Source organism: Leptospira sp. GIMC2001 (assembly GCF_028462125.1).
Lineage (GTDB): Bacteria > Spirochaetota > Leptospiria > Leptospirales > Leptospiraceae.
Window position 1 is genome coordinate 889,941 of sequence record NZ_CP115468.1, and the last position, 12,796, is coordinate 902,736.

Below are 12,796 nucleotides of genomic sequence, written 5' to 3' on the forward strand. Positions count from 1 at the left end.
GTTTCCTAATTTGGAAAGGGAGATGATCCAAAATCGCAAAATCCCTAGGATAGTCTACTTGAATCTTATCCTACTCTTTCTCGTTCTGGGGGTAATATTTTTCCCAGAGATTCGAGATAGCTTAGGTCATCTCACTGCGTCCACAAAGCCTATCGCTCCTCGAAAACAAATGCAAGCAGTTCAGCTTCAGAACTCATTTCGCAGTGTATATCAGATCGCACAAAAATCTGTAGTATCTATTCGTACAAAAAAGACGGAAACAATTCACAATCCTTATCATTATTTTGACTCAAAAGAAGAAACCGTTTCTGCTGTAGGTAGTGGATTTCTTATTGATCCAAGAGGATTTGTTGTTACAAATTACCATGTTATTCGATCGGCGGAAATCATTGAGATCATTTTGCACAACGGACGAGTTGCACCAGCAAGATTTGTAGGTAGTCATGAACGTGCAGATATTGCCCTACTCAAAATTCAAGAAGGCGATGATTACGAATATGCTTCGTTAGGTGATTCTAATGAAGTGGAAGTGGGCGACTGGGCGATAGCAGTTGGATCACCGTATGGTCTTGAGAAAACTTTTACCGTTGGAGTTGTATCGGCAAAGTCTAGAGAAGATTTGGATGAGACGGGACAGACTCATATTCAAACCGATACAGCTATCAATCCTGGTTCAAGTGGTGGACCGCTTTTAAACATTTATGGTGAAGTCATTGGAATCAATCGTATGATTCGCAGTGCTTCTGGATCTAGTGCTGGCATTGGGTTTGCAATACCAATCAATTATGCGAAGAAGGTAATCAAAAGTATTGAGATGAATGTTGGCAAGAATATTCGTCCAGCTACTTTAGGAGTTGTCGCAACAGTTCCGATTCAACACCATAGAGAAGCATTAGGAATACCGAATAATGAAGTTGGTGTCCTTGTATATGACATTGACCCGGATTCGTCCGCAGCACTAGGTGGATTGCAGAGATTTGATTACATAAGAATGGCTAACGGAAATGTCATCCGCAATACAAATGAATTGAGAGAGCAGGTAAGTCTAGCTGGCTTAGGTGGAAATCTTAAATTAAATATTATAAGAAGATCTAAAATCAAAGATATTGAAATTACTTTAATAGAGAAGAAATATTACGAATGAGAAGAAACATTGTACATTCTGGTGCGGACGCACTAATTTATGAGATCCGACAAATCGTTGCTATTGCTAAGCAAATTGAATCCTTAGGAGTAGAGATTACTTGGGAGAATATTGGCGATCCGGTTCAAAAAGGCGAACAGATTGTTCCGTGGATGAAGGATATCGTTCGAGATTTAGTTGGCATGGATAAATCTTGGGGATATACCGCCACTCAAGGAGACCCAACTACTAGGAATTTTCTTGCTGAGCGTGTGAACGAGCGGGGTGGCGTTCAAATTACCGGCGATGATATCTTTTTCTTTAACGGATTGGGAGACGCTGTCGCAAAAATTTTTGGATTTATGAGACGGGAAGCAAGAATTATTGGACCAAGCCCCGCTTATTCAACTCTTTCTTCCGCTGAAGCAGCACATAGTGGCTACGAGCATCTCACCTACGATCTGTTACCCGAGAAGGGATGGATGCCAGATTTACTGGATATCGAGAACAAAATCAAATACAATGATTCAATAGCTGGAATTTTATTGATCAATCCTGACAATCCAACAGGTGCTGTATATCCAAAAGAAGTTATGCAAGAGATTGTCAAAATCTGTGAGAAATATGATTGCGTCCTTATCTGTGATGAGACCTATGCGCATGTTAACTTTTCCTCAGGTGGATCCATACATTTATCTGAAGTAATTGGAGACAAAGTGTGCGGGATGGCACTTAGATCCATCTCCAAAGAATTCCCTTGGCCTGGAGCAAGATGTGGTTGGCTGGAAGTTTTCAATCGCAAAAATGATCCGTCTTTTGAGAGATACATAAAATCACTATTAGATGCTAAAATGTTGGAAGTATGTTCTACAACTCTCCCACAATTGTCGATTCCAAAAATCTATTCGCATCCTAATTTCATTCCTCATTTAAAAATGCGAAACGAAAAGTTTCGAAAAAGAGCAGAAATTGCAACATCCTATTTTGATGGACTTGAAGGTGTTCAAGTCGTTGAACCAAAAGGAGCTTTTTACTTAACTGTCCACTTTCCAAAAGGGGTATTAAATAAAAAAATGAACCTTCCGATTCTCAATGCAAAAGTAAGTGAGTATGTGAACTCGCTTTTGGTTGGAGCAAAAGAAGATCGCCGTTTGGTTTTATATCTTTTGGCATTGACAGGAATATGTGTTGTTCCGCTAACATCATTTTGTTGTGATAAAGATGGTTTTCGAGTTACTCTTCTTGAAGAGAATGAAGAAAAATTTCATTGGATTTTTAAAACTCTTCGCGACACGATCAAAAAATATTTGGAGTCAGCATAGTTGAACAAACGACCTGTTCGGATCGGGATCACTGATTCTGGATACGGTGGCTTGTCCATGGTAAGTGAGTTTCTGTGGAGAGAATTGAATTTAGAAATTGTCTATTACGGTGATCTTCAAAATGCACCGTACGGAAATAAGTCGAAAACGACTGTTCAGAAGCATGTGAGTGACTCAGTTGATTTTTTATTGAGCAATGATGTTGATATAATTTTGCTTGCCTGCAATTCTGCAACAGCTGTTGCAGTGGATTATCTACGGGATAAATATCCAATTCCAATTTTTGGCATGGAACCCGCTATCAAGCCTGCGCTATCGGAAGTTCCTGGTAAGAAAATTGCGGTTCTTGCAACGAAACTTACTTTGGAAGAAGACAAATTTCTCTCTTTGAAGAATAAGATTGATCCTATGAATCGAGTAATTCCGATTCCATGTCCTGGGCTTGCCGATCTCATTGACCAAAAGAATTGGGATGCTGCTTTTGAATATTTAAAAAATCGAATATATGAATGTGACTTACTTGATGTGAGCGCATTTGTGCTCGGATGTACACATTATATTTATTTAAAAGAGTTTATTAGAAAGGAATTCCCAGCTATCAAAATATTTGATGGAAATAGTGGAACAGCTGAGCATATAATTCGTAGCATGAATATTGAAAAGAAAACAATTGATATAGATGTAAATAGAAAAGTAAAGATATATTTTAACGATGTAGATGTAACTGATTCAGAGTCGGTTATATATTTTATGAATAAGATAGAAAAAGATATTATAATGAAGAAGGTAGTATGAGTAGCTCCAAGATCACTTACAAAGATGCCGGTGTGGATACTGAGAAAGGACAGCATTTTGTAAAAAATATTACAAATATGGTTCATTCGACTTATAACAAAAATGTTCTCGGTGGTTTGGGTGGATTTGCCGCAGCTTACGATGTTAGTTTTCTCAAAGACTATAAAAATCCAATTATGCTTTCAGGAACGGATGGTGTCGGAACCAAGCTTGTCTTTGCAAGACTTCTAGATCGTCATGATACAATAGGAATTGATTTGGTTGCAATGTGTGTGAATGACTTACTAGTTCTTGGTGGTAAGACATTGTTTTTCCAAGACTACATTGCATGTGGTAAATTGAATCTTGAAAGAATGGAATCAATCGTTTCTGGAATTGTAAAGGGTTGCACTCTTGCTTCTGCGAGTCTCGTAGGAGGAGAAACGGCAGAGCACCCTGGTGTGATGGATGATGATGAATATGATCTTGCAGGATTTGCCGTTGGTGTAGTTGAAAAAGATGAAATCATCGATGGAAGCACGGTAAATTTAGGAGACCATATTATAGGTATTGCATCAAGTGGACCACATAGCAATGGTTTTTCGCTTCTAAGAAAACTATTATTGGAGAATGGCAAGCTACCGAATGATTCCAATAAATTGAAAATAATTGAAAATTTTGTATTAACTCCAACTACCATTTACGTTCCTTATATTCTCAAGTTATTAGAAAAACATAAACCAAAAGGTATGGTTCATATAACTGGAGGTGGTTTCTATGAGAACATTCCAAGAATTCTGCAGAAAGGACAAGGTGCTGAGTTACAATATAGTTTATTTCCTAAATTGGAATTTTATGAGAGAATTCAAAAAGATTTCAGTCTAGAAAAAGAAACCTTATTCTCTACATTCAATATGGGAGTTGGATTTATCGTTATAGTGTCTCCTGAGGATTCAGAATCTGTCCTATATGAATTGAGGAACCAAGGTTTGGACGTATCAAAAGTTGGTACGATTACAGACTCAGGTCAAGTATTAATCAAATAATTATTTCTACCGATAAGATAATCTAGATGAGAACCTTTTATATAATTTATAGCTTAGTAAAATACTGTTTGAACGCAAATCGCAATGCATTTCTAACTCTTTTTGCAATTCTATTCGTTACTTTCGTTCATTCATCCGTCATCTGTCAGGAAATTAATCCTTGGGATCTTTCTATTCAGGAAAGAATTCTTACTCGAAAAAACATCTCTCATATCGTACTTGATCCAAGAAAAGAAGAGTATCGAGTGAGCCTAATTACTTCTGAGCGCTATCCTTATAATTTTAAATCTGTTTCCTTTCCTCTATTCTTTCGATTGGAAACAGAAGAACAAGCTATGCGAATGATGAGAAAATTAGATGCATATTTGGAGACAGGAGAAGCGATCACAGTTCAATTGAAAGGATCAGAAATCAAAGGAGTCATTTTTCATGAACCATATGAACAACTTCCTTGAATTCTACAACTTCACAAAAGAATCTTTAAAGATTTTTTTTATGAAGGAATCTAGTGCTGAAGAATATGAGAAAAACTTTCAAATTCGCCTAGATAGACTTTTTGTACATTTTTTATTTTTCTCGCAGTTCTTTTTCTATGCAGCTTTCTTTTTCTATCCGCAAGATTTGTATATTCTACTTGGATTGAATCTTTTTGCTATAACTTCGCTTATGGGTTTTTTGTTGTTTCTTGCTAGAAAGACGCAATATGTAGCAACGGCTATTTCATTTGTATCATTTGTAATGAGCTTTCTACTTTTTCTTTCTGTATGGCAATTGGTATATTATTATAAAGATTTAAATTTCTATTACCTGAACAACTACTATATGACCTTGAATTTGGTTATTGTTTTGTATTCCTTTCGATTGAGAAGATTTAGTAGTATTATTTGTGGTTTAACGCTGATTATTTTACATTTGTTCAGTTTACTTTTTATGGTAGTTTATCTAGATAAGAACGTAATGCTGATTGCATTTTTACCAGATTTAACTTATCTTATCACTACTTTTTTGGGCACTGGAATCATACTCGCTAGAAGAGAAGATATTCGCGAAATTTTTTCACTGAATCGAGAAAAGCAAGTGATCAACAATGAATTGGAACTTGCAAAAAAAGTGCAAGATAGTCTATTCCCGAATGCGGTAACAATCAAAGGAATGAAGTATGAAGTCTTTCGACAAAGCCATAATTTCCTTGGCGGTGATTTCTATGACTTCATTCAATTGAGGGAAGGTAACGTTGGTATTTTTCTTACTGATATAGCTGGGCATGGAATCTCATCTGCGATGGTAGCATCTATTATCAAAGTGATTGTCTCGACAATTCCCTATCGATTGAAATTGAGTCCTGGCAAATTATTAGGACATCTTGATGTGAGGCTTGCTGATGACTTAGATAATTATCATGCCTCTGCAATATATATGTTTATCGATTTTCAAGCAAGTAAGATCACATTATGCAATGCTGGTCATCCTTATGTTATGTATTGTCCTGCAGGTGGAACATTTGGCGAAATAAAAACGGGAGGATCAATTCTTGGTTTCAATATTAGAGATCCGATTGGCGAAGAAATCGAGATGCAAATTAAACCTGGAGATCGATTCTTTCTATACACGGATGGATTGATAGAGTCCCCAACTCTATCAGGTGAGCCATTGGATGAATTAGAATTATTGAATATTCTCAATCGGCATAATGAAGAAAGAAATATCGCCGTATTAAAAGAGCGATTGATCAAGGATATATTTCAAGAATTTGGTTTGAAAAAATTTACAGATGATACTATGTTTTTATTATTTGAAATAACGGAAAATTACTAGAGAAGGAATTGAAATGAAATTTATAAAAAAAGAAATTGTTGATGGTATTGCAATTTTGAGAATCAACCGTCCAGAAGCATTGAATGCTTTAAACGCAGACCTTTTAAAAGAAATTGGTGAAGCTGTTGTTGAACTAGAAAAAGATTCAAGCCTTAAAGTCTTTATATTAACTGGTGAAGGAAAGGCATTTGTAGCTGGTGCAGATATTGCGGCAATGGCTGAATACAACGAAGCACAGGCATTAGAATTCTCTAACCTTGGACAAACGGTATTTAGTAAATTAGAAAATTCGCGACTGATTTCGATTGGATTAATCAATGGTTTTGCTCTCGGTGGAGGATTGGAACTTGCACTTGCTTGCGATTTTCGTTACGCATCAAGCAAAGCTAAGCTCGGTTTACCCGAAGTTAGTCTTGGACTCATTCCTGGTTTTGGTGGAACACAGAGGCTAAGCCGATTGATAGGGATTGGACTTGCGAGTGAGTGGGTTTATAGCGGTGAGATGTTTAGCGCAGAACAAGCATTAAGTTCAGGAGTAGTGAATAGAGTGGTTGAACCTGAAGAATTGCTCAATGAAGGGATGAAGGTTGCACAGAGCATTCGAAGCCGAGGAAGTATAGCAATCCAATCAGCTAAGAAAGTCATTCGAGATGGACTGAATTCAACTGTAGATGAGGGAATGGTTTTGGAGCAAAAGAAATTTGCCTCACTTTTTGGAACGCCAGAGTCTAAAGAAGGAATGTCAGCATTTCTTGGCAAGAGAAAGCCGAATTTCTAAGCTTAGATGAAGTTTGAGGAATATTTTTTGTTAATTGAGTTTAATTGAGTGAGTTTTATTGAATGAATTTTTTCCGATCTAGACAGTTTCTCAATCTTAAGTATGCAACAATTGCATTCGTAATATTGAATAGTATTGTATTCTCGGCTTATTTTTCTTTGGAATCTAAGCCAGGAACCAATGATACGATGGTTGTCAAGATTGGTAAGGCTTCTCTCAGAGTTGAGATTGCAGATACACCGCAGAGAAGATCGACTGGTCTAATGTTTCGCACAAAACTTGCCAGGAATGAAGGTATGTTATTTGTTTTTCCTAATGAAGATTATCTATCTTTTTGGATGAAGAATACTAAGATACCTTTAAGCATCGGATATTTTGATCAAGATGGAATTCTATTAGAAATTCATAATATGAAACCAAATCAGACAACTGAAGTTTATAATGCAAGAAGCAAAGCTATCTATGCTCTAGAAGTCAACCAAGGTTGGTTTAAGGAAAATGGCGTGTCAATTGGATCCGTATTAATCTTGGAAAAATCTGTAGTGGGAAGATGATAATCGGTTTGCATATTCTTTCCAAGAGAATAACACTCGATCTAATTTTTCCATTTCATAATGAATTCGAATGAATTCGGATTGCAGATCTTCTTCCAATTCTTTTCTCATTTTCTTTTTTTGATTTTTTGTCTTCTTTCTAAAATCCCAATCGGGATGCTTTTTATAAAATTTTAATTCTTTTTGAACAACTTTTAGATCCTTTTTGGATTTCTTCTGCAAAGACATAAGCTCGCCAACACTAACTTCGTCACCTGTATCTTCTTTCTTGATGCGAACCCATGTTAGTATATCTTTTAGAGCATCTAAGTTTTTATTATTGTAGTGTTCCATAGCAGCAAGCCAGGATTCATTATCTTCGGTATCTTTATCTGTGTTTTTATCGGGATGTAGAAATCTTGCAATGGTGCGAAAGACTTTTACTATTTCACCGGCAGTTTCATTTAACTTTTTATTTTTGAAAATTTTTGAATTTTTGTCTTCGGATTCCGTATCCGAATCAGAGTCTTCGCCGTCTTCCGATGAATTGTTTTTTTGATTTTTCTCCCAGTCAGAAAAAGGATCTTCGTCAGTCTCCCAATAGCCTTTTTCTTCTTCATCATAAAATGCATCAAAATCTCGCTCGTCTTCCGGAGTATTGCGCCTTTCGATAACTCTCAAATATGCTTGTGTCGCAGGAATTTGATAGAATTCTGCATAGGCAAAAACCTCACGAACATCATGTTCCTTGGTAGCATATTTTTTTTCGAGCGATTCTACTTTATTGATGAGATCTAGAAGCTCAGAGGAATACCAATCCACAAAGGCAGGTTTTTCTTTCTGCTTATAGATTTTTATATTGAGCTTCGCTTCGTCGATCTTATCAAGAATGGCCTTCAATTCCTCGACGGTCTTCTTTCGTATCGCAGATGCATCTATTTGTATGAGGGATCGATTTTCCCTATTCATTTTCTCAAACCTACTTCCAGTAAAAGGCTTCTTTTCTAAGTGACAAGGTTTTTTCCCTTTGGTAAGATGTTAAATTCGAAGAGGTGAAGCATCCCATGACAGAGAAAAATTCCAGACTTATTCAATTGCTCGAAAGAGAACAGAGCATCGATCCAGCTTCTATAGAAAGTCAATTCTGTCATCACTTAGAATATACAATCGGCAAGACAAAATACGATATTAAGAACGAAGATATTTATAAGGCATTAGGTTATACGATTCGAGACTTTTTGATAGATCGTTTGAACGAGACTCATGAAGTCTACGAAAACGAAAAACCTAAGAAAATTTATTATTTCTCTCTTGAATTTCTCATTGGAAGAACTCTGCACAACGCATTACTCAATTTAGGTCTTTACGACACGATTAACAAAGTCATTAGTGGATTCGGATTCAATTTAGCGGATATTCTAGAATATGAGACTGACGCGGGACTTGGGAATGGTGGTCTAGGTCGCCTTGCAGCTTGCTTTCTAGATTCGCTGGCAACTTTAGATATTCCGGGATTTGGTTACGGAATCCGATATGACTATGGAATTTTTAACCAAATTGTAGCTAACGGATATCAGGTGGAAATGCCCGATCATTGGGATGCTGATGGAATTCCGTATGAGATTGTAAGACCAGATAGAGTCTACAATGTAAATTTTTATGGACATGTTGAACAGCATGTGAATGCGAAAGGCAACCTCACTCATAATTGGATTCCAACAGAGAATGTGATGGCTGCTGCTCATGACTATCCAATTCCAGGTTATAATACATCTACAGTTAACTATCTCAGGCTCTGGACTGCTCGTTCATCTGAGGAATTCAATTTTGATTATTTCAATCATGGCGACTATATGAAAGCTGTGGAAGATAAACAAATTTCCGAGAACATATCCAAAGTTCTGTATCCGAACGATACAACTGAGCAAGGTAAATTGTTAAGGCTGAAGCAACAGTACTTTATGGTGACTGCTTCTCTTCAAGATATCCTAACTCGCCACAAGAGAACCTACGGCAATTATGACAATCTCAACGAAAAGGTTGCGATTCAATTGAATGATACTCATCCAAGTATTGCTATAGCAGAACTTATGCGAATACTTGTGGATTCTGAAGAATGGGAATGGGATCGTGCTTGGAAGATGACCACTTCCATTTTTGCTTATACAAATCATACAGTACTTCCAGAAGCACTGGAGACTTGGAGCGTGGGTTTAATTGAGTTTCTACTTCCTCGTCATATGCAGATCATCAATGAAATCAATTTCCGTTTTCTAAATGAATTGAGAAGTTCGGGCAAAATGTCCGAGCAAGAAATCTCAGATGTTTCGATATTTGAAGAACATCCTAATAAGAGAATCAGAATGGCGAATCTTGCAATCGTTGGAAGCAATAAAGTCAATGGGGTAGCGGCACTCCATTCCGAATTGATTAAGACTACAATCTTTAAAGCTTTCTATAAATATTGGCCAGAAAAATTCACTAATAAGACCAATGGGATAACACCACGTAGATGGCTTGTTCAGTGCAATCCAAATCTAGCTAAATCAATTGCAAGTAAGATAGGAGAGAAATTTCCTTCGCATTTGGATGAACTTCGAAACTTGGAAAAATTTGCAGATGATTCTGCATACCAAGATGACTGGAGAAAGATTAAGCTTGCAAACAAAGAAGTTCTAGCAAAAATCATCAAAGCCGAAACAGGAGTGTTAGTCGATCCTCATTCTCTCTTTGACGTTCAGATCAAAAGGTTTCATGAATACAAACGACAACTGCTCAATGTATTGAATGTCGTTGGTCAATACAGACGTATCAAAGAAAATCCGCATTTAGATTATACTCCAAGGACTGTGATATTCGGTGGTAAAGCGGCACCTGGCTATTATATGGCTAAGCTTATCATTAAGTTGATCAATTCAATTGCCGATGTGGTCAACAAAGATCCTGATGTACGGGATCGACTCAAGCTTATTTTTCTTCCGAACTATCGTGTATCACTTGCAGAGAAAATCATTCCTGCAACCGAACTATCGGAACAGATATCAACTGCTGGAATGGAAGCGAGTGGAACAGGCAATATGAAATTTGCACTTAACGGTGCTTTGACGGTTGGAACGTTGGACGGAGCGAACGTCGAGATCCGTGAAGAAGTAGGCGAGGACAATATCTATATTTTTGGATTGGAAGCCCACGAAGTTATGCAGATAAAATCCCAAGGCTACAATCCTGGTGATTATATCCAAAGCAATCCCGAGCTGACAAGAATTCTCAGGATGATTGGGGATGGATTCTTTGCAAACAACGATCATTCTCTTTTTGCTCCGATTCATGACACACTTGCTTATTCGGATACTTATCTTCTAATGGCTGACTATGATAGCTATGATAAGATTCAGATGAAAATTTCCAAGGACTATCTGGATCAGAAAGTATGGACTCGCAAATCTATACTCAACACTGCAAGAATGGGAAAATTTTCCTCAGATCGCACGATTCAAGAGTATTGTGATGAGATTTGGAAAGTAAAAGCAATGAAACGCACAAAACCTAGATCGATTACAAATATTTTATGAAATTTTGGTAACCTTTCCTTGACAAATGAGGCTTTTATTCAATGTTATTAGTAAGGTCATGATGTACTATGAGTAAAGGTTTTATTATTTGTGTCGATGATGAAGTATCAGTTCTAGAAACTCTGACAGAGCAACTGAGAGCTAAGTTTGGAGATAGTCACGAGATCGAATCAGCCGTGAGTGCGGAGGATGCGATGGCTCTGATCGACGAGATCCATAGCAACCAAGAGATCGTTGAGTTGATTATCTCTGATCAAGTGATGCCAGGAATGAAGGGAGATGAATTTCTCAAAGAAGTTCATAAAAAGCTACCGGATGCAATTAAGATTATGCTCACAGGACAAGCTGGATTGGACTCAGCAATCAATGCAATCAATGAAGGCGGTCTCAGTCGTTACGTTGAGAAGCCCTGGAACATTGAAGAATTTTCCAAAGACATTCAAGGACTACTCAATAAATTTCATGCCAATTTGGAGAACCAAAGACTCATTGCACAACTCAACCAGAGAATCGCAGAATTGGAAAAGGCCTAGTTGGTTTAGGCTTTTTCACTATCATTTAAGAATATACTACACATCTATCAAATCACAGAACTTATCTTACTATTTTTCAATAGAGCTATTTAAATTCATTTTCCTTTATGCACGCAATACTTTCAAAAATCTAAATATATTTAGAGCAACTCACATCGCTCTATATGGATTTGTTTGTATATTTTTATTGATTGGTAGATTGGATGCAGTAGCAGTTAAACCTGCACCCAAACCGATCAGTGAGGAAGCATATCGCAAAAAGACAGATGTTCTTACGCAAGTTCTAAAGTATGGAACCAGTCTTGAGAGAAAAGCCGCACTAGCTGAAGTTGAGAAAATCCCTTCAGAATACCAGAATGAGTTGAAACCTTTGATCATCGAGAGTTTTAAGAAAGAGAAAGATCCAGGAATGAGACTTGCTTTCTTAAGAGTCGCAGGCACACTCAAGCTAATCGAATCCAAAGATGATGTTCTCATGTCACTAGAAGATGAGAATGAAGATATCGCGAGATCAGCAGTTGCAACACTCAAGAAATGGGAAGATCCAGACTCTTGGAATGATCTTTTACGACGACTTAAGAAAGAAGACCTATCCAAGAATTCGAATCTATCAGTGAGCATTATCAATGCATTAGGTGAGATTCCGGGTGGTGAAGGTGCGTCAACTTATCTTGAGGCAAAGCTTAAAGAAAAGTTCAATAGTTCCGAAATTCGCGCACAAATTGCACTGTATTTTGGCAAAAAGAAATTAACTCATGCAGAAGTAACTCTCCAACAATTGGCTTTCTCCGAAGCTGAGACACTAACATTGCGGACCTATGCGATTAGTAGCTTAGGCAAGATCAACTCGGTTTCTTCAATGCCAAAACTCAGAGAACTCATAACCGAAATTCGGAATAATCCAAACTCAGATAGTAAAAGAAACCAACTCCTCAAAATCTATTCCCTTGGCGCATTGATTGAGTTAGGTGACGCAGAAGTATTTGATGAGATCGTTGAATTTACCAAAGATGATGACTCCATTGTGAGACTCAGATCAATCCAATTTTTGCTTGATTCTAAAAGACCGGAAGCTCGAGAAATTCTGGAATATAAATCCAAAAGAGATCCAAGTCCGAAAGTACAAAAAGCTGCAACAGACGCCCTCAAGAAATTAGATGGTGAGACAACTGAGGGAAGCGATTCCGCGAGCGATGAAACTAAGCCAGAATCGGCGAACCAAGATAGTATAGATGATAAAGCTCAATCAACAGGAAAAACTGGGAAATGATCCCGAACTGTAATTATAAATCAAAATCTA

General features: G+C 37.3%; 12 protein-coding genes. 11 read left to right on the plus strand and 1 reads right to left on the minus strand.

Annotated elements, in window-relative coordinates:
- Positions 1–22 precede the first annotated feature (22 nt).
- The 8 genes from O4O04_RS05410 (at position 23) to O4O04_RS05445 (ending at position 7,412) form a co-directional block, all read left to right on the plus strand.
- The gene (locus O4O04_RS05410) at positions 23–1,144 is read left to right on the plus strand and encodes a S1C family serine protease (protein WP_272534702.1); all 1,122 of its coding nucleotides are present in this window, start codon (positions 23–25) and stop codon (positions 1,142–1,144) included.
- Positions 1,141–2,445, plus strand: a complete 1,305-nt coding sequence (locus tag O4O04_RS05415; protein WP_272534703.1) for a pyridoxal phosphate-dependent aminotransferase — start codon at positions 1,141–1,143, stop codon at positions 2,443–2,445. The genes O4O04_RS05410 and O4O04_RS05415 overlap by 4 nt, the downstream gene beginning before the upstream one ends.
- Positions 2,446–3,240, plus strand: coding sequence for a glutamate racemase (gene murI, locus O4O04_RS05420; RefSeq protein ID WP_272534705.1), 795 nt, complete (start codon positions 2,446–2,448; stop codon positions 3,238–3,240).
- Positions 3,237–4,265, plus strand: coding sequence for a phosphoribosylformylglycinamidine cyclo-ligase (gene purM / locus O4O04_RS05425; RefSeq protein ID WP_272534706.1), 1,029 nt, complete (start codon positions 3,237–3,239; stop codon positions 4,263–4,265). Before murI ends, purM begins: the two co-directional genes overlap by 4 nt.
- A 26-nt stretch (positions 4,266–4,291) precedes the next feature.
- On the plus strand, positions 4,292–4,720 hold the full coding sequence (locus O4O04_RS05430; protein ID WP_272534707.1) for a hypothetical protein: 429 nt from the start codon (positions 4,292–4,294) through the stop codon (positions 4,718–4,720).
- Positions 4,695–6,080, plus strand: a complete 1,386-nt coding sequence (locus O4O04_RS05435; RefSeq protein ID WP_272534708.1) for a PP2C family protein-serine/threonine phosphatase — start codon at positions 4,695–4,697, stop codon at positions 6,078–6,080. Before O4O04_RS05430 ends, O4O04_RS05435 begins: the two co-directional genes overlap by 26 nt.
- Positions 6,081–6,093: 13 nt before the next feature.
- Positions 6,094–6,858, plus strand: coding sequence for an enoyl-CoA hydratase/isomerase family protein (locus tag O4O04_RS05440; RefSeq protein WP_272534709.1), 765 nt, complete (start codon positions 6,094–6,096; stop codon positions 6,856–6,858).
- Positions 6,859–6,920: 62 nt separating this feature from the next.
- On the plus strand, positions 6,921–7,412 hold the full coding sequence (locus tag O4O04_RS05445) for a DUF192 domain-containing protein (protein ID WP_272534711.1): 492 nt from the start codon (positions 6,921–6,923) through the stop codon (positions 7,410–7,412).
- On the opposite strand, the gene O4O04_RS05450 is transcribed toward O4O04_RS05445, so the two are convergent.
- Positions 7,380–8,360, minus strand: coding sequence for a hypothetical protein (locus O4O04_RS05450; protein WP_272534712.1), 981 nt, complete (start codon positions 8,358–8,360; stop codon positions 7,380–7,382). The genes O4O04_RS05445 and O4O04_RS05450 overlap by 33 nt on opposite strands.
- Before the next feature lie 95 nt (positions 8,361–8,455).
- Here O4O04_RS05450 and O4O04_RS05455 point away from each other — a divergent pair, with 95 nt between their 5' ends.
- The 3 genes from O4O04_RS05455 (at position 8,456) to O4O04_RS05465 (ending at position 12,766) form a co-directional block, all read left to right on the plus strand.
- Positions 8,456–10,963, plus strand: coding sequence for a glycogen/starch/alpha-glucan phosphorylase (locus tag O4O04_RS05455; protein ID WP_272534713.1), 2,508 nt, complete (start codon positions 8,456–8,458; stop codon positions 10,961–10,963).
- 68 nt (positions 10,964–11,031) lie between these two features.
- A complete protein-coding gene (locus O4O04_RS05460) occupies positions 11,032–11,496 on the plus strand; it encodes a response regulator (protein ID WP_272534714.1) in 465 nt (154 codons plus the stop codon).
- Positions 11,453–12,766, plus strand: a complete 1,314-nt coding sequence (locus O4O04_RS05465) for a HEAT repeat domain-containing protein (RefSeq protein ID WP_272534715.1) — start codon at positions 11,453–11,455, stop codon at positions 12,764–12,766. The genes O4O04_RS05460 and O4O04_RS05465 overlap by 44 nt, the downstream gene beginning before the upstream one ends.
- The last annotated feature ends 30 nt before the right edge of the window (positions 12,767–12,796 follow it).